Source organism: Ochrobactrum sp. AN78 (assembly GCF_029909885.1).
GTDB lineage: Bacteria > Pseudomonadota > Alphaproteobacteria > Rhizobiales > Rhizobiaceae > Brucella > Brucella quorumnocens.
The window spans coordinates 326,364-342,401 of sequence record NZ_JASAMU010000001.1 but is presented as its reverse complement, the minus strand read 5'-3'; the positions used below and the strand labels follow the sequence as shown (position 1 = coordinate 342,401).

Here is a 16,038-nt window from a genome sequence, read left to right as displayed (position 1 = left end):
TTTACGCGAAAATCATGTCGCATCCCAATGCGCGTTTAGAACATTTCAGTGATTGAATCATGACAACGGAAGCCAGTCTGAACAGAACAGAATGAACAGACAAGCCATTGAGATAACGGGAAAAGCCGTGCTTTCGGAAGACAACGGGAACAGTCGGTCGAGCAAACGTCGCTGAGAGAACAGCGTTAGCACGACCTTGATACGGCACAAAGGTTCGATTCTATGGACGTTCGCAATGAAATGCTGGGGCTTTTGACAGGGCGCGACCCAAATTTCAGCCTGGAACAGAAGTTTTACACTGATCCTGACTATTATAAGCTGGATCTGGAAAACATCTTTTACCGCGACTGGCTGTTCGTCGGCCATGATTGCGAACTGCCGAAGACCGGCTCCTATATGACTGTGCAGGTTGGCGCTTATCCCGTCCTGATCGTGCGTGATGCGCAGGGCGGTATTCGCGCATTCCACAATTCCTGCCGCCATCGCGGTTCGCGCATTTGTTCTGCCGAAAAAGGCACCACGGCAAAGCTCGTCTGCCCTTATCACCAGTGGACCTATGAACTGGATGGTCGCTTGCTGTTCGCCCGTCAGGTCGGCCCGGATTTCAAGCCGGCAGAATACGGTCTGAAGCACGTTCATTGCGAAACTGTCGCAGGCTATATCTATGTTTGTCTCGCTGACGAAGCACCTGACTTCAACAGCTTCCGCGCGCTTGTCGAGCCTTATCTCGCACCGCACAACATCAAGGAAGCCAAGGTCGCCTTTGAAAGCTCAATCATCGAGAAGGGTAATTGGAAGCTGGTATGGGAAAATAACCGTGAGTGCTATCACTGTGCGGCCAACCATCCAGAACTCTGCCGTACTTATCCTGAAGCACCTAGCGCAACCGGCGTTCAGGGTGTGATGGAAGACCCGGAAATCAACCAGCTCTGGAAAAACTGTGCTTCAATTGGTCTACCTGCTGAATTCAACATGTCGGAAGACGGGCGCTATCGCATCACTCGCATTCCGCTGCTACGCGACGCCGTGAGCTATACCATGTCAGGTAAGCCTGCCGTTAAGAAGCCATTGAGCGATAAAGTTGCTGGTGACACCAATATCGGCGCCATGCTGCTCTTCAACTATCCGTCCACATGGAACCATCTGATGGTGGATCACGCCATCTCCTTCCGCGTGCTGCCAATCAGTGCCGAAGAAACAATGGTCACAACCAAGTGGCTGGTCCACAAGGATGCCGTTGAAGGCGTTGATTACGACCTCGATGAGCTGACGCATGTCTGGATTCAGACCAACGACCAGGACCGTCAGATCGTGGAAGAGAACGCGGTCGGCATCCGATCGCCCGCTTACCAGCCCGGCCCATATTCGGTCGAGCACGAAGGCGGCGTGATGCAGTTCCTCGAGTGGTACACCAACACCATCACGCCTCGCCTGAAAGGCGAAGTCGCAAAGCTTAGCCGCGTAGCCTGAACTAAAAGCGTATCCCGAAAAGTGTAAAACGGTTTTCGGAAGAAGATGCGCCTAAAATAAAGCAATAGAGAAGTGAGAAGGCCATGCAGCCTCTGAAATATCTGGACGAGATGCTGCCGTGGAACGACAGGTTGCAGATGCTTCAATGCATCTCAGCTATCGAAGAAGCGCCGGACGTTATGACCTTCTCCTTCAAAACACAGGACGACAACTGGTTTCGCTATACGCCGGGACAGTTCATCACGCTCGAACTTCCAATCGAGCGGTCCGATGGGCTTGGACCGGTGTTGCGCACATATACGCTCTCATCCACGCCTTCACGGCCCTATCATATTTCGGTTACGGTCAAGGCACAGAAAGACAGCATCGGCACCCGCTGGATGCTCGATAATCTGCGTCCGCCGATGACGATCAAGGCCTATGGTCCAAATGGCGACTTCTCGCTCGCCAATCATCCAAGCGAGAAATACCTGTTCATTTCGGCTGGTTCAGGCATCACACCTATGGTGTCAATGACCCGCTGGCTTTTCGATTGTGCACCGGCAACCGATGTAGCCTTCATCAACTGCGCGCGCACCCCCGATGACATTATCTTCCGCAAAGAACTGGAACTTCTTTCCGGCCGCATGGAAGCCATGCATCTTGCCTTCATCGTGGAACAGTCTTCTGCGCGCCATGTCTGGCTCGGCCTTCATGGCCGCATCGATCATGCACGACTGGAGTTGCTGGCACCTGACTTCCTGCATCGCAAGGTATTCTGCTGTGGGCCAGAGCCGTTCATGAACGGTGTGCGTGGTCTGCTGGAACAATCCGGCTTCGGTATGACCAACTATCATCAGGAGAGTTTTCAGCCTGCGACGGAAATCTCTGCAGTACCGGTGCCATCCTCACTTGCAGCAACCACCAACACACCAACCGCGCCGGTTGCACCGGCCAGCGTCGTCTTTAGCCTTTCCGGCGTTGAAGTCGAATGCACAGAAAACGACACTATCCTGCTTGCAGCCCGCAATGGTGGATTGAAGATCCCGAGCGCCTGCGAGTTCGGCATTTGCGGAACCTGCAAAGTTAAATGCGTCGGTGGGGAAACCGAGATGACGCATAATGGCGGCATTCGCGATGACGAAATCGCTGAAGGCTATATTCTCGCCTGCTGCAGTCGCCCACGTGGTCGTGTCGAAATTGATGCGTAGAGCGTTTCCATTTTTGACTTAACGAAGGAAACGCTCACTTTTTTACGCCTTATCCGATGCATCGAAGCAGGATCGGAAATCAGTCCACTGGACTGATTTTTCCGCGTAGGCGCTGCGCACTTTTACTGGAAATGCTTTAAGCTTTCTTCAGAAATTCAGTGCGCAGCACAAGGCCTTTGACCTGCTTGGTGCTGCAATCAACTTCATCCGGGTTTCCCGTCAAACGAATACCTTTGACCAGCGTACCGCGCTTGAGCGTAGTTGACGTGCCTTTGACCTTCAAATCCTTAATCAGCGTAACAGAATCGCCGTCATTCAGCTGCGCTCCGTTGCTATCGCGCGTGATTACATCCGTCATGATTATCCCCTGTGGCCTCAGAGCTTATTGCGAAAAATGTGAAACAATTTTCCGGATACGCTCTCAACAAAATTGGTCGGTAGCACCAAAGACAATGTAATACCAGAACATGGATATTCGCTGGTATGGGCCTGCGCTGCTGACTATAGTTGGCTCAAAGCAGTCAGGAGCAATTTTATGATTGGTCACGCCCTTCTCGTCGTTGATGTGCAAAATGATTTCTGCCCCGGCGGCGCACTTGCCGTCGATAAAGGCGATGAAATTCTTCCCGCAATCAACCGGCTGATCGATGAGAGTGAGCATGTCATTCTGACACAGGATTGGCACCCGGCAGGCCATTCCAGCTTCGCAACAAGCCATCCGGGTAAACAGCCTTACGACACAGTCGATATGGCCTATGGTCCGCAGACATTATGGCCGGATCATTGCGTTCAAGGCACCCATGGCGCGGATTTTCACCCTGATCTGCAATGGACGCGTGCGCAACTGGTTATCCGCAAGGGTTTTCGCATCGGCATCGACAGCTATTCGGCATTTTTTGAGAACGATCACCAGACCCCGACCGGCCTCGCAGGGTATCTGCGCGAACGCAATATCAGTTCTCTGACACTCGCAGGACTAGCCACTGATTTCTGCGTTGCCTATTCCGCACTCGACGCAATTTCACATGGCTTTCAGGTGCGTGTTCGGCTTGATGCCTGTCGCGGTATCGACATAGGCGGCTCTATCAATGCCATGCTTGAGAAAATGCAAAAGGCGGGCGTTGAGTTCATCAATCAACCCGCCCTTGCATCGCATTTGCTCTAATTATTTTTCGATCTCGCCATCAGGCAGAACGACATAAATCAACACGGCAATGATGGTGATGAAGAAGCGGAACGCGGATTCAATACCGTTCCATGTGGATGACATCCACATGCCGAACCATTCGCCACCAATCGACATGAAGCCAACCTGCCAGACAAGAAAGCCCAGTGAGAGACCGGCAATCGCCCATTTCTTGGAGCGATTGAAACTACCGGCATCACCACCCAGACGGCCGAGCATCGCAAATGCTCCAATCCAGCATAGGATAGCCGTCACAGTTTCAGCGGCAATGATCAAAATGTACCCGGCATTGTGCAGGAAATTGCTGTCAATGGCGCGATATTTGATCGTCGCGTCGGGGAAAATCGTATCCATGAGCAGAACATGCTGCACGAATGCGAAATTACTGCCGTAGTCGGTAATATTGCCAAAAGAAACGAGTGTGGCGAAGAAGGCGATTGCCGCAACGAATGCGGTCTTGCTCAAACGAGTAACGACCATGGAAGACCCCTCTCCAGAAAAGTCGCAGCCGCAATCTTTTCGAGACTTGCGGCATATGCTGATATGCTCTGGCGATAGCACCATAAGCGCATCAAGGCTCGCTAACTCTTTCGATTCGGTCAAGAGAGCATTGCCAGCAAAAATGCCAAGCGGTTTTGCGTAGGATAATGCGTAAAAAACAAAAAGGCGGCTCGAAGCCGCCTTTTAGTGGCTTTTAACCCTGGGCTTTAATGCAGCGCGGCCTCATCTGCCTCTTTCTGCCACTCCGGGTTATTCTTGTTGAAGCGGATCGAGGACACCAAAGAGAGGCCGATTAGCACAGCGCCGATCAAGCCGGTGATGACTTCCGGAATGTGCACGAGCGTCTGCACATACATGATCACGGCCAACACCAGGATGGCGTAAAATGCGCCGTGCTCAAGATAGCGATACTGACCAAGTGTCTTGCGCTCGACCAGCATGATGGTGAGCGAGCGAACATAGAACGCACCAATGCCAAGGCCAATCGCGATAACGAAGAGATTAGTCGTGAGTGCAAAGGCACCGATAACACCATCGAACGAGAAACTGGCATCAAGCACTTCAAGATAGATGAAGGCACCAAGACCGCCGCGATGGACCATATCCACCTGTTCCTGCGAAGCGTCCAGCACCTCGCCTAAGCCTTCAACGGCCAGAAAGGTCAACAGGCCGAACAGCGCCGCGACCAGGAATGTGTGCGAATGCTCGGCATCGAGCTGATAGGAGAAGAACAGGATCAGCGCGATGGCAACGCCGATTTCAACGCCTTGAACCGATGCGAATTTTGACATGCGGCTCTCAATGATCTTGACCCAATGCACGTCTTTTTCGACATCGAAGAAGTATTTCATGCCGACCATCAGCAGGAATGTGCCGCCAAAGGCTGCGATACCTGTGTGGGATTCCGCGATCACCCGCGCATATTCATTTGGCTGCCATATAGCGAGTTTCAGCGCCGAAATCGGATCTGTCCACATGGCAACCGCAACGATTGCGAGCGGAAAGATGATACGCATGCCGAAGACTGCAATAATGATACCCCAGGTCAAAAACCGATGCTGCCACTCAGGCGTCATATCGCGCAGGATGCGCGCATTAACGATGGCATTATCGAATGAAAGGGAGATTTCTAGCACACTCAACACCGCACAAATGATGAAGACAGAAACCATGCCTCCAACAGTGCCAGTCGTCGAGTATCCAAGCCAGAGAGCGCAGAGAAGTCCAATGACCGTGAAAAATGCAGGCCAAATGAAATACTTATAAGTGGTCATCGCGAACCATTGTCTTTTATGTTTATGAGGCAGGCTGAACTACCGGTCCGACAATGCGCTGGGCCGACGGCGCTTCTCCTGCGGCGCAATAGCTTATGTAAGAAGCGGACGGATCGGGGACAAGGAAGATCGTGGCCAAATTTTGTTCACGAAAAAAAGCAAAGCTCAAGATTGCGTGATCGATCAAGAGGGCGCAACTTTTCAGCAAAACGTCACATGGCAATTATCGCGATTTGTCATAGACTTATCGTCAGAACTCATCTGGAATGAAGAGGACGATTGCCATGATAACAGGACCGCAATGCCGCGCTGCACGTGCACTGGTGGAATTCACGCGGGAGCGGCTAGCCCAGCTTTCGGGCATTGATGCTAAGATAATCGAGCATTTTGAACGAAAGATCGGCTCTCCGTCCGATGAGCAGGCTCAAACCCTGCAGGATACGCTCGAGAAAGTTGGTGCGCAGTTCATATGGGAGAATGGCGGCGGACTTGGCGTGAGGCTGAAATTCAATCGCTCTGAATCAAAGCGCATTGCAAATATGGAAAATGAAGGCGGCGTCGTTGGCTACGACGACGTTCCCTGACAAAGGCAAAAGGGCGACCTCTCGGGTCGCCCTTTGTTTCAACGAGAACTAAAGCATTTTCAGCAAAAAGTGCGAAGCGGTTTTGCGTGAGGCAAATGCGTAAAAACAAATAGTTACAGCGGTTCCAACGATTCAGTCTTAACTGGAACCGCTGTAAGCCTATTTTTTCTCAATCAGTGAGGCAGGCTCAAGCTTCGGATGCATCTGAATCGTGACCATGTCCTTGCCATCTAGATCAAGATCCTTGAAAGCAACACCGCGCAGAACCGGATCGTCATACGTCTTTACGTAATAGACCTGGTTCTTCAGATCGCCGATTGTGCTCCACTGGGTATATTCAGCAGGCGTGTTCGGCTCTTCGATCCAGCCCTTCGGGATATCGAAATTGTTCACGATATGCTCGGCGAGTCGCACGCTTTCAGGGCCGCTTGCAACAGGCTTTGCCGAAAGAACAAAAGCACTCGCCCGCACGAAGCGCGACGGAGGGGTGGTATCCCCCGGAATACCCAGCATGCCCGAGCCTTCGCCGAGCGGCTTGATTTCAGCGCCGAGAATTTTCACTGGCTTGGCATTGTTCGGAGAGAGTTTGACGTAATTCCGCAGATTGGTCATATGCCAATCAAATGAAGGCGAGTTGGTCATCACGCCCAGCGGATTATCATAGACCTTCAGCTTGCCATCGACAGGTTCGATAACAATCGAAGCGCCGCTTGCATCATGAAGTGTGTAATGCAGCGGGGGCGCAATGCCCATGTTCTTTTGAATAACGGTCACGACAGAAATATCGTTGAGCGCTTCTTTCACTTCGGCAACCGTTGCAAAATTCGTAAGCGCCCAGGTCAGGACATCCCACGGGGCGAGACTGTTTTCAGCCTTTGCTTCTGCCGGGTCCGCATAGCCGGCAAAGTCAGGGAAATAGAGAACGCCGCCAGTCAGCCCCTTCTCGTTCATGCCGTCAGCAAGTGCAGTAACGCCAAAAGCATTCATGCCAACAGCCGCATATTTGGCTTTCCAGGTCTTGGCCGTTTTGCCGTCAGCTGGCGTGGCCGCAATATCGAAATTGCGAGGAAGCACGATCATTTGTGAATCGATCGGGAACGCAAACTCCATCGTGCGCCCATAGACGATGCTTCCATCTGTAGTAGGCAGTACAAAGCTGGTGCAGGCTTGTGCTGCCTGTGGAATGATGAGCGCGGAAGCAAGCGCCGCAATCGCTGCACCGCGAGCCAACACCCGGCAGGAAGATTTCCAGATAGACCAATTCTTTTGCATGATAAACCTCATCACAAAATTAGATTGTCTGGATTGATAAATGCAGCCACTTGGGGAGCTCGGCGACATTCTCAGAAGCCAGAAACATTCATTAATCCAATCGCTGGCGAATAGAGCGACCACGCTAAAGCAAAGTCAACAGACAAAACCTCTGTATTGCCTTCATTTTTCCGTTTATTTCTTGCGATGATTAACATAATCATTGATTATGCCTTTATAGGTCGGGTCTTTTATATGTTTCTAAATTAGGTTCCGAGGGGACAACGCCGTGATCAGAAACAATTCGCGTTCCGATAGTAAAAATTTACTGAGCACTACTTTTCGAAATATTATATTAGCTACTTCTTTTATAATAACGGCAGCAGGTGCATCGCACGCGGCAGACATTATCGCACCTCCTCCTGTGCAGACAGAAATTCAGGACCAACAGCGCTGGCGCGTTATCTTCAGCCCTTATGTCTGGGGCGCATCATTGAATGGTAAAGCCGGGCTGCTTGGATTGAGCACGAATGTAGACGTACCGTTCAGGGATATTCTGGACAATCTCGATATGAGTCTTATGGGCAATATCGAAGTAACGAACGGCAAATTCGGCGTTTATTTTGACGGCCAATATACCAAAACCAGTCAGGATGCCGACATTCGCGACGAACAGCTCGACATGGATATCAAGTCGACGACGCTTTCAGGTGGTGTCTACTATCGCCTTTATGAACAGCAACTGGACGGCACAACGCTTTTCGGCGGGCAGCGAATTTTTGCCATTGAACCGACCGTAGGGGTGCGCTGGACAGAGATCAAGGCCCAGGTCAATGTCGGACCATTCAGCGCCTCTCGCAAAGCAGATTGGACCGATCCATTTATCGGAACCCGCGTTTTCTACGACATCAATGACCGCTGGAACATCTTTGCTGAAGCCGACATTGGCGGCTTTGGTGCAGGTACCAAGCTCAGCGCTAACGGCCAGATTTACCTTGGCTACCGCACTTTGTTATTCGACGTCCCGACCACATGGCGCGTTGGTTATCGCGCACTCTATCAGGACTACCGGGACAATGATGGCGTCGAAAAGTTCAAGTATGACGTAACACAACATGGCCCAGTGATCGGCCTCTCCGTCCAATTTTGATCCGGCTTACGTATTGTAAAGCGTTTCCAGCAAAAGCGCGAAGCAGTTTTGCGTCTGATGACGCGTAAAAACAAATGGTTGGAGCGGTCCCAACTATTCAATTGCAACCGGAATCGCTCTAAAGCCGCTGGATTGTTCCGGCGGCTTTTGTTTTTCTCTAAGTAGGAAACCTTATCCACACGGATCGAACGGAAGCTCTTTGTTTAGCAAGAAATAATGTGTCACGATTTCATGCTTGCAAGATTGGGTGATATGGCCTCAACTATCTGAACAGGCTTGATGATTTTGACAGTAACCATTCACAACATGGATCTGCTTTCGTCATCTACTTGAATTAGCGGGGCGTTGGGCGCGGGATGAATTACATATTTGAACTATCCGTTTATCTTTCTTTTGTGACTTTCGCGGTCCTCGGCGTTGCCGTCTACTTCGTTGGTCGCTTTGCGCTTCACATTCTGTCCCATCATGCCAATCATGATATTCTGTCCATCCCGATTGGCGCTTTCATCAGCACCATAGCGACGGCATGGGCACTTTCATTGGGGTTTGTTGCCGCCGATATCTGGACGGCCAACTCAAAAGCTGATCAGGCAACGAGCGAAGAACGATCATCCATTTCGCGGCTGATTGGAGCCGCAAGCCCCGACATTCTGAATGCCCCAGTACTTGTGGCATCTCTTTCTGAATACCGCACTGCAGTCGTCAAAGACGAGTGGCTTGGAAACAGCAACATCGCGCCTGTGCATTCCGTTGAAATTGCATTGCAGAATATACGCCGCGAGATCGTGAAGCTTGCGAAGACTGACATTCCGTCGCCGATAATATCGCAGCTCGTGCATGACTTTGACGAATTGCAGGACGCCCGCAATACGCGCCTCTCTGTCGGCTCGACATCAGTTGACATGTATAAATGGTATCTGCTGTTTTCGCTGACGATCCTGACCATCATCACCATCGCAGCCACTCATGCAGACAGGGTAAGTGCTGGCATCAAAGCCATGGTAATCTATTCGATCACGGCAGCATTTTGTCTTTGGATTCTCGCAATCCATGCCAATCCATATCAGGGAATAGAGCGGCTCGAACCGTCGCTTCTATTTACAAACCAGAAATCGAGCTGATCTTTCGAATGAAATCTCTTTCGATAGCCATCACAGCGTTGACACTCTTCGTAGCCTTACCAAAGGCCGAGGCCCAGACTTTCCGGGTCTGTCACGGCTACGAGTGCTACTACAAGACCAAGGTAACGCTATCCGATCAGGATCTACGCCGCATACAGAATCTCATGCGGCAAGGCGCGCAGTCTCCTGCCGCCGAACGCAAAGCTCTTCGAGCAGCAGTCGCTTTATTTGAACAGCGCAGTACAGCCGCCATCGGCGTTCGTGACAAGCCTCGCATGCAGTTTGGCAAGGCCCGCATCAAAGGGCAGATGGACTGCATTGATGAATCGACCAATACGGACAATTTCATCCGTTATCTGGATTCTCGCGGCTGGCTGAAACATCATGCTCCTGTGCGCAAAACCGCACGCGGCAGCTTTTTCGATGGGCGCTATCCTCATTGGACAGCGGTTATCCAAGCCAAGGATAGTGAACGCTGGGCGGTTGACTCCTGGTACGAAGCAGGCGGCGGTCCGCCCGACATTATGCCGCTGGCAGATTGGAAGCGCCGCGGCTATGGCGGCGAAAGATAAATACAGATTGAGTGCAGTGGCAGCTTCACACCAAGCCATAAAACGAAGCGCTCATGATGATGAATGTGTAGGCCGTTTCACCTAGGGGGTTACCAATGGCTATTCTGAAGAAGTCCTTTGCAGCCGCGTGCACGAGCGCACTTGTCGCATTCAGCATGTTTGCTGCACCCGTCGCTGAAGCTTGCACACGGGTGGTTTATCTTGGAGCCAATGATCAGGTGATAACGGCGCGTTCCATGGATTGGAAGGTCGATGTCGGCACCAATCTCTGGATTTTCCCGCGCGGCATGGACCGCAATGGCGAGGCTGGGCCCAATTCCATCAAGTGGACGTCCAAATATGGCAGCGTGATTTCCTCCGGCTACGATATTTCGACAACCGATGGGATGAACGAAGCTGGCCTCGTTGCCAATGTGCTGTGGCTGGTCGAATCCGAATATCCGAAATATGATGGAACCGGCCCTGGCCTTTCCATTGCAGCCTGGGCACAATATGTACTCGATAACTTTGCCACCGTTGACGAAGCGGTCAAGGAACTCAGCACCAATCCATTCACGATCGTGACAGACAATGTGCCCGGCCAGGACCGGCTCGCGACCCTTCACCTGTCAATATCGGATGCGTCAGGCGATAGTGCGATCTTCGAATATATCGACGGAAAACAGGTCATCCATCACAGCCGTGAATATCAGGTAATGACCAATTCCCCGACATTCGACGAACAGCTTGCGCTGCACTCTTATTGGTCGCAGATAGGTGGAACGGTCATGTTACCGGGTACGAACCGGGCATCTGATCGCTTCACACGTGCCGCCTTCTATGTGAATGCCGTACCAAAATCGGAAGAACCTGTTGAAGCGCTTGCGAGCGTTTTCGGCGTCATCCGTAACGCATCGGTTCCGTTCGGCATCACAACACCAGACGAGCCGAACATCTCGTCGACACGCTGGCGCACTGTTTCCGATCAAAAGCGTAAGCTCTATTTCTTTGAATCGGCTCTGACGCCTAACGTTTTCTGGGTCGATCTGAACACGGTGGACTTCTCTGCCGATAAGGGAAAAGTACAGAAGCTCGACCTTGGTCCCGATCAGCGAAATATTTTTTCCGGTGTTGTGAACAAGGATTTCAAGGACGCAAAACCTTTCAAATTCCTCGGGCTTTAAGCGCCATTCAGCAAAGCCTAAAACCGGCCTAGACCATTAAAAGCACTGATTCTGGCCAAAAAATCTGAAACCAATCGGCATCCCGCGCGTTAACTAGTCACAACAACCAGAACGGAGGAAATCCAATGGACTGGAATCGCGTAGAAGGCAATTGGAAGCAGGCTAAGGGTAAGGTCAAGGAACAGTGGGGTAAGCTCACCGATGATGATCTCGACCAGATTAATGGCCGCCGCGAGCAGTTGGAAGGCAAGATTCAGGAACGTTACGGCATCGCTAAGGACCGTGTAAAATCGGATATCGATGACTGGTACAAACACCAGCAGTGGCTTTCCTAACAAAAGCCCCGTAATCAGACCGACAGAATGAAGCCCTGCCCTATGGCGGGGCTTCATTTTTCCATGTTTGTTATGCTCAGCAGCGATCAACGCGCTGAAGCGATGCAGACAATCCCATCAGCGAAAATGTGTAACGGGTTTGCGTGCCACGTGCCGATGTGGCTTGCACATTGACAGTACGGCCAGACCGCATGGCGCTGACGATGCGTGCCTCATCACCGACGTTCTGCGCCCATGCCCGGTTTCCTTCGCTGAAGAAGGGAAACTGCGCTCCGTCAACCATTACCTTTACGGTGCTATCCGCTTTCAGATCATACCCCATCACAAGCTGCGGGCTATAGCTCGCACCAGACTTGGAAAGAATAATGAAATTATCGCCATGCCGAACGCCTGCCGGAAGAAAACTCGACGGCACGGTCAAAGCATAGCATTTGTTGCCGGGCAGCTGGGTGTTTTGATAAACGCCCCAATCCCTGAACTCACCAATATGACTCGTTTTAGCCGAAGCCGCGAGAGAACTCGCCACCAACCCTGCAAGCGCCAACGCAACAGTGGTTGTCTTTTTAGTCATTGCCTGAAACCTCCATAATGTCACCAATCACGTGGCATAAAAAATTGTTTCATTGCGTTACTATTTCCTTAACAGACTCCTAAAAACTTGTTGAACAGGAAAAAAGGTCGCGGCTGAATGAACTTCGCGCATGAAAAAGCGCGTCCGCTCGACATTTCAACGACAAATCGGACGAGCTGTGATCAACACTATTCAAATATTCTGAAACCGGGAATGCAGAGGTCGCAAACGCTGTTTCTGCGTGTTTTATCTTCACTAAGCACGTCAAGGACAAAGGCTTGATAGCCATCCATACCGACAGCAACAACAGAACAAACTTCTGGAAGAAATGGTGGGCCCGGAGGGACTCGAACCCCCAACCAAGCGGTTATGAGCCGCCGGCTCTAACCAATTGAGCTACAGGCCCCACGCAACACAGCACCTACCCTAAAGAAAGACGGGACACAAGCTGTCAATTGCACGAGTTGCCCTAATGCGCACATATTCGATTGTCATGCATGCAACTCAAGGCACGATTCATCGAACTTGAAGCGTTCGGTTGCAATTTAACTGCATTTCAAGTCAGATAACGTGGCGTTTTGCTTTAGAGGGAACTTAAATACATCAATGACAAAGCAGAAATGGCCTCTCATGGAGACTGCTTTGCACAAGCTACCTCAACATTCTCTACAGGAGATTTTATGAACAATCGCGCTACTACCCTTCTTGCTACCTCATTTTCGGCAATCATGCTCGCAGGCGCACTTTCTTTGCCAGCCGCAGCGCAGGAGAATCAGATGACGAAGCAGACCGCGCGTATTGCGGTGACCGGTGAAGGTAAGATGAACTCTGCGCCGGACATGGCCATTCTCAACCTTACCGTCTTGCGCGATGCCGAAACTGCACGCGAAGCAATGACAGCCAACAACGAAGCAATGGCCAAGGTGCTGGACGCGATGAAGAAGGCTGGAGTCGAGGAGCGCGACCTCCAGACGAGCGGCATCAACATTCAGCCACGCTACGTCTACCCAGACGACAAGAACGGCCTGAAAGAGCCTAAGATCAGTGGTTACAGCGTCTCCAACAGCCTGACCGTACGTGTGCGCGATCTGGACAAGGTCGGCAATGTACTCGATGAATCAGTGACACTCGGCGTCAATCAGGGTGGTGATCTCACCTTCGTCAATGACAATCCGGCAGCCACCATCAACGAAGCGCGCAAGCGCGCCGTAGCGGATGCAATTGCTAAGGCTAAGACACTTGCCGATGCAGCAGGCGTTGGCCTAGGTCGCGTTGTTGAAATCAACGAACAGAGCCGCGCGCCTATGCCGATGCCAATCGCGCGTCAGGCCAAGATGATGGCAGCCGCCGCACCTCAGGATTCGGTTCCTGTCGCTGCAGGTGAGAATAGCTACGATGTCTCAGTTAACGTCGTTTTCGAAATCAAGGAATAACGACAGCATAAAGGGGCGATCATTCGCCCCTTTATTTTGCCAGTCTTAGCTAACAAAAAAGCCAACCTGAGTTTTCAGGTTGGCTTTTATTCAATCCGGCTGCAATTAGCGGATAATAGGGCAACCGCGTACATTGGCGAACACAACGCCAGTTGGGCGGCCTTGGCGGAAGCCACGGACCTGAACCGATTTCCCACGATAGACAACGCGTGCGTTACGGATACCCATGCGATGCGCCTTCATCTTTGCACCTTCAACCGAACAGGCCGGGCCGCGACGGGGCGGACGGGCATGATGGCGATTTCCGCGATAGTCAATATTTACCACAGGGGAATGCGCTGCAGTGCTGACCGCAGGAGTTGATGCAGGCGATGCAGCATTTGCTGAAGCACCAGCGGTGAAGACAGCAGCAAAGCCAATTGCCGTAGTGACAACGAACGACTTGAGCGAAATTGCGGACATCTTGAAACCCTTTCGAACTTTTGTCAGGTGATCCTCACCCGAGACATCCGATAAGTAGCGTAGCGAATATGAACGCAAAGCCAAGTTCACGTTCATAACGCATTCAGCTTGGTAAACACCGCTATACACCGCTGCAAAAGAACATGCGAAAAAATATTATAAAACAAGCACTTGGTAAAAAAGATTAGGTTGTTGGGAAATACTGACGGAAGAACATTAAACTTAATTAATGTCCCCAATAGCACCGATTAGAGCGCATCCCGAAAAGTGTGAAACGGTTTTCGGATAAAGATGCGCGTTAAAACAGATAATTAGAGCGCCAATCTGATCCAATCAGATCGAAACGCGCTCTAAAGCATTTCCAGCAAAAGTGGGAACCGGTTTTGTGTTCGGAAATGCCTAAAAACAAATAGTTACAGCGGTTCCAACGATCTGATATTAACTGGAACCGCTGTAATCCAACGGAACCATGTGTTCGAGATATTCTTCTTCATCCGCCAATTCGTGATCAAACGCCGTCACCTTGCCACGAACGGAAACACCGGCTTCATAGATTGTGTCGGGTGAACCAGAAACGAGCGGGTGCCACCAATAAAGATCTGCACCTTCCGCAACAAGGCGATAAGCACAGGTTGCCGGCAGCCAGTTGACCTCATAGACAATTTCCGGCGTCAGAAACACGCAATCGGGCACAGTTTTGCGGCGGTTGGGATAGTCGCTGCACTTGCAGCTATGCGCGTCCAACAGCGTGCAGGCAACCGTTGTCCAGTAAACCTGCTCGGTATCGTCATCCAGCAATTTATGCAGGCAGCACTGACCACACCCGTCGCACAGGCTTTCCCACTCATTGCGAGTCATCTGCTCAAGTGATTTGGTTTGCCAAAAGGGTTTCTTATCCATGCCGCAGCATATAGAGCAATTGCGAGCTTAGTGGCATGGGCAAATCGCCGCCCTTCGCTATTGAATGCTGAGTATTCTTGGGTTAAAGAACCCTCGTCATCCTTATGACCGTAAGCGTCATACGTTAGGCAACGCATCAATTTAGCTGGGAACGGCTATCCATTTTTGATGTTTCGTTGCACGTTTCCCGCATAATATTCAGGAATACACATGTCTCAGTTTGAAGGCACTCGCCGCAGAAAACTGCCAGCGCGTTATGCATCTATTGTGATGCCTTTCATTCTCTCGATCATGATGACATTCGTCGTCTCACTGATCGCAACCACAAAAAACCTTGGCTTTAGCCATCCTGAGCTTGCATCAAGCTGGATGACCTCATGGGTTCTTTCATGGCTCATCGCCTTTCCGGTTCTGCTGGCTATTTTGCCAGTCGTCCGAAAAATGGTCGGCTTCATCTGCCACCCGCACTGACAAATCAAAATAAAAAGCCGCGCATTTTTGATGCGCGGCTTTTTCAATTTTGTTGCTGACGGCTTAGCGGAAAATGGCTTCGCCCTGCTCATCGACGATCTGGCGGCCCTTGTTCAGAGAAATGCTCGCAGCATCTTCGATACCGGGGCAACGATCTGCGCGAACAAAGCGGTGTTCTTTCAGCTCGCCGTTGATCGTCTTGGAAATCACACCACAGACTTGATATTGTCCACCTTCGCTATAAGGCGTCGCGATAATCAGAAATTCCTTGTGCTCCAGACGCCCAGCTTCTTTTGGCGTTGCTGGAGTTTCTTCGGTAGAACCACCACCGAAAAGACGCTTCAAAAAGGACATGTCGCTCCCTCTCTTTTTATTTAAGAACATCGCCCGAAACCGTTTCCGGC

At 51.2% G+C, this 16,038-nt stretch carries 19 protein-coding genes and 1 tRNA gene; 11 read left to right on the top strand and 9 right to left on the bottom strand.

Annotated elements, in window-relative coordinates; translation table 11 throughout:
• Positions 1 to 222 precede the first annotated feature (222 nt).
• Together QBD00_RS01645 and QBD00_RS01640 are read left to right on the top strand one after the other, a co-directional pair.
• Positions 223 to 1,470: an aromatic ring-hydroxylating dioxygenase subunit alpha gene (locus tag QBD00_RS01645; protein ID WP_318578506.1), complete on the top strand. Its 1,248-nt coding sequence runs from the start codon at positions 223 to 225 to the stop codon at positions 1,468 to 1,470.
• 83 nt (positions 1,471 to 1,553) lie between these two features.
• Positions 1,554 to 2,660 (top strand): hybrid-cluster NAD(P)-dependent oxidoreductase, encoded by a 1,107-nt coding sequence (locus QBD00_RS01640; RefSeq protein WP_318578505.1) that lies wholly within the window; start codon positions 1,554 to 1,556, stop codon positions 2,658 to 2,660.
• Between the two features lie 136 nt (positions 2,661 to 2,796).
• On the opposite strand, the gene QBD00_RS01635 is transcribed toward QBD00_RS01640, so the two are convergent.
• Complete coding sequence (locus tag QBD00_RS01635; protein ID WP_095446993.1) at positions 2,797 to 3,018, bottom strand: alkylphosphonate utilization protein; 222 nt, start codon at positions 3,016 to 3,018, stop codon at positions 2,797 to 2,799.
• 177 nt (positions 3,019 to 3,195) lie between these two features.
• Here QBD00_RS01635 and pncA point away from each other — a divergent pair, with 177 nt between their 5' ends.
• Positions 3,196 to 3,825, top strand: coding sequence for a bifunctional nicotinamidase/pyrazinamidase (gene pncA, locus QBD00_RS01630; RefSeq protein ID WP_318578504.1), 630 nt, complete (start codon positions 3,196 to 3,198; stop codon positions 3,823 to 3,825).
• On the opposite strand, the gene QBD00_RS01625 is transcribed toward pncA, so the two are convergent.
• Positions 3,826 to 4,326: a DUF2165 family protein gene (locus QBD00_RS01625; protein WP_095446995.1), complete on the bottom strand. Its 501-nt coding sequence runs from the start codon at positions 4,324 to 4,326 to the stop codon at positions 3,826 to 3,828.
• A gap of 227 nt (positions 4,327 to 4,553) precedes the next feature.
• Entirely contained in the window at positions 4,554 to 5,621 is a 1,068-nt protein-coding gene (locus QBD00_RS01620) for a DUF475 domain-containing protein (protein ID WP_095446996.1), read from the bottom strand.
• A gap of 284 nt (positions 5,622 to 5,905) precedes the next feature.
• Between QBD00_RS01620 and QBD00_RS01615 the strand changes: the two genes are divergently transcribed.
• The gene (locus QBD00_RS01615; protein ID WP_318578503.1) at positions 5,906 to 6,205 is read left to right on the top strand and encodes an XRE family transcriptional regulator; all 300 of its coding nucleotides are present in this window, start codon (positions 5,906 to 5,908) and stop codon (positions 6,203 to 6,205) included.
• 159 nt (positions 6,206 to 6,364) lie between these two features.
• On the opposite strand, the gene QBD00_RS01610 is transcribed toward QBD00_RS01615, so the two are convergent.
• Positions 6,365 to 7,477, bottom strand: a complete 1,113-nt coding sequence (locus QBD00_RS01610) for a choloylglycine hydrolase family protein (RefSeq protein WP_318578502.1) — start codon at positions 7,475 to 7,477, stop codon at positions 6,365 to 6,367.
• A 268-nt stretch (positions 7,478 to 7,745) separates the two neighbouring features.
• Here QBD00_RS01610 and QBD00_RS01605 point away from each other — a divergent pair, with 268 nt between their 5' ends.
• The 5 genes from QBD00_RS01605 (at position 7,746) to QBD00_RS01585 (ending at position 11,797) form a co-directional block, all read left to right on the top strand.
• Positions 7,746 to 8,606: a hypothetical protein gene (locus tag QBD00_RS01605; RefSeq protein ID WP_191793718.1), complete on the top strand. Its 861-nt coding sequence runs from the start codon at positions 7,746 to 7,748 to the stop codon at positions 8,604 to 8,606.
• Positions 8,607 to 8,962: 356 nt separating this feature from the next.
• A complete protein-coding gene (locus QBD00_RS01600; RefSeq protein WP_095447000.1) occupies positions 8,963 to 9,727 on the top strand; it encodes a hypothetical protein in 765 nt (254 codons plus the stop codon).
• Between the two features lie 8 nt (positions 9,728 to 9,735).
• Positions 9,736 to 10,299, top strand: a complete 564-nt coding sequence (locus QBD00_RS01595) for a hypothetical protein (protein WP_151094953.1) — start codon at positions 9,736 to 9,738, stop codon at positions 10,297 to 10,299.
• A 95-nt stretch (positions 10,300 to 10,394) separates the two neighbouring features.
• Positions 10,395 to 11,462, top strand: a complete 1,068-nt coding sequence (locus QBD00_RS01590; protein ID WP_318578501.1) for a linear amide C-N hydrolase — start codon at positions 10,395 to 10,397, stop codon at positions 11,460 to 11,462.
• Between the two features lie 125 nt (positions 11,463 to 11,587).
• Entirely contained in the window at positions 11,588 to 11,797 is a 210-nt protein-coding gene (locus tag QBD00_RS01585; RefSeq protein WP_007875896.1) for a CsbD family protein, read from the top strand.
• A 76-nt stretch (positions 11,798 to 11,873) separates the two neighbouring features.
• Here the strand turns inward: QBD00_RS01585 and QBD00_RS01580 are convergent, their stop codons facing one another.
• Together QBD00_RS01580 and QBD00_RS01575 are read right to left on the bottom strand one after the other, a co-directional pair.
• Positions 11,874 to 12,368, bottom strand: a complete 495-nt coding sequence (locus QBD00_RS01580; protein WP_095447003.1) for an invasion associated locus B family protein — start codon at positions 12,366 to 12,368, stop codon at positions 11,874 to 11,876.
• A 329-nt stretch (positions 12,369 to 12,697) separates the two neighbouring features.
• Positions 12,698 to 12,774 (bottom strand) — tRNA-Ile (locus QBD00_RS01575).
• Between the two features lie 274 nt (positions 12,775 to 13,048).
• Here QBD00_RS01575 and QBD00_RS01570 point away from each other — a divergent pair.
• Positions 13,049 to 13,801, top strand: a complete 753-nt coding sequence (locus tag QBD00_RS01570; protein WP_095447054.1) for an SIMPL domain-containing protein — start codon at positions 13,049 to 13,051, stop codon at positions 13,799 to 13,801.
• Between the two features lie 105 nt (positions 13,802 to 13,906).
• Here QBD00_RS01570 and QBD00_RS01565 read toward each other — a convergent pair whose 3' ends face one another.
• Positions 13,907 to 14,263 (bottom strand): antifreeze protein, encoded by a 357-nt coding sequence (locus QBD00_RS01565; protein ID WP_095447934.1) that lies wholly within the window; start codon positions 14,261 to 14,263, stop codon positions 13,907 to 13,909.
• Between the two features lie 438 nt (positions 14,264 to 14,701).
• Entirely contained in the window at positions 14,702 to 15,163 is a 462-nt protein-coding gene (locus QBD00_RS01560) for a YcgN family cysteine cluster protein (RefSeq protein ID WP_095447055.1), read from the bottom strand.
• A 210-nt stretch (positions 15,164 to 15,373) separates the two neighbouring features.
• Here QBD00_RS01560 and QBD00_RS01555 point away from each other — a divergent pair, with 210 nt between their 5' ends.
• A complete protein-coding gene (locus QBD00_RS01555; RefSeq protein WP_095447056.1) occupies positions 15,374 to 15,634 on the top strand; it encodes a DUF2798 domain-containing protein in 261 nt (86 codons plus the stop codon).
• Positions 15,635 to 15,697: 63 nt separating this feature from the next.
• On the opposite strand, the gene QBD00_RS01550 is transcribed toward QBD00_RS01555, so the two are convergent.
• Positions 15,698 to 15,988, bottom strand: coding sequence for an HlyU family transcriptional regulator (locus QBD00_RS01550; protein WP_095447057.1), 291 nt, complete (start codon positions 15,986 to 15,988; stop codon positions 15,698 to 15,700).
• Positions 15,989 to 16,038: the final 50 nt, after the last annotated feature.

Coding starts and splice junctions, on each gene's coding strand:
- QBD00_RS01585 (WP_007875896.1), top strand. CDS start 11,588: ATGGACTGGAATCGCGTAGAAGGCAATTGGAAGCAGGCTAAGGGTAAG.
- QBD00_RS01580 (WP_095447003.1), bottom strand. CDS start 12,368: ATGACTAAAAAGACAACCACTGTTGCGTTGGCGCTTGCAGGGTTGGTG.
- QBD00_RS01615 (WP_318578503.1), top strand. CDS start 5,906: ATGATAACAGGACCGCAATGCCGCGCTGCACGTGCACTGGTGGAATTC.
- QBD00_RS01555 (WP_095447056.1), top strand. CDS start 15,374: ATGTCTCAGTTTGAAGGCACTCGCCGCAGAAAACTGCCAGCGCGTTAT.
- QBD00_RS01645 (WP_318578506.1), top strand. CDS start 223: ATGGACGTTCGCAATGAAATGCTGGGGCTTTTGACAGGGCGCGACCCA.
- QBD00_RS01595 (WP_151094953.1), top strand. CDS start 9,736: ATGAAATCTCTTTCGATAGCCATCACAGCGTTGACACTCTTCGTAGCC.
- QBD00_RS01610 (WP_318578502.1), bottom strand. CDS start 7,477: ATGCAAAAGAATTGGTCTATCTGGAAATCTTCCTGCCGGGTGTTGGCT.
- QBD00_RS01640 (WP_318578505.1), top strand. CDS start 1,554: ATGCAGCCTCTGAAATATCTGGACGAGATGCTGCCGTGGAACGACAGG.
- QBD00_RS01635 (WP_095446993.1), bottom strand. CDS start 3,018: ATGACGGATGTAATCACGCGCGATAGCAACGGAGCGCAGCTGAATGAC.
- QBD00_RS01620 (WP_095446996.1), bottom strand. CDS start 5,621: ATGACCACTTATAAGTATTTCATTTGGCCTGCATTTTTCACGGTCATT.
- QBD00_RS01570 (WP_095447054.1), top strand. CDS start 13,049: ATGAACAATCGCGCTACTACCCTTCTTGCTACCTCATTTTCGGCAATC.
- pncA (WP_318578504.1), top strand. CDS start 3,196: ATGATTGGTCACGCCCTTCTCGTCGTTGATGTGCAAAATGATTTCTGC.
- QBD00_RS01625 (WP_095446995.1), bottom strand. CDS start 4,326: ATGGTCGTTACTCGTTTGAGCAAGACCGCATTCGTTGCGGCAATCGCC.
- QBD00_RS01590 (WP_318578501.1), top strand. CDS start 10,395: ATGGCTATTCTGAAGAAGTCCTTTGCAGCCGCGTGCACGAGCGCACTT.
- QBD00_RS01550 (WP_095447057.1), bottom strand. CDS start 15,988: ATGTCCTTTTTGAAGCGTCTTTTCGGTGGTGGTTCTACCGAAGAAACT.
- QBD00_RS01560 (WP_095447055.1), bottom strand. CDS start 15,163: ATGGATAAGAAACCCTTTTGGCAAACCAAATCACTTGAGCAGATGACT.
- QBD00_RS01565 (WP_095447934.1), bottom strand. CDS start 14,263: ATGTCCGCAATTTCGCTCAAGTCGTTCGTTGTCACTACGGCAATTGGC.
- QBD00_RS01600 (WP_095447000.1), top strand. CDS start 8,963: ATGAATTACATATTTGAACTATCCGTTTATCTTTCTTTTGTGACTTTC.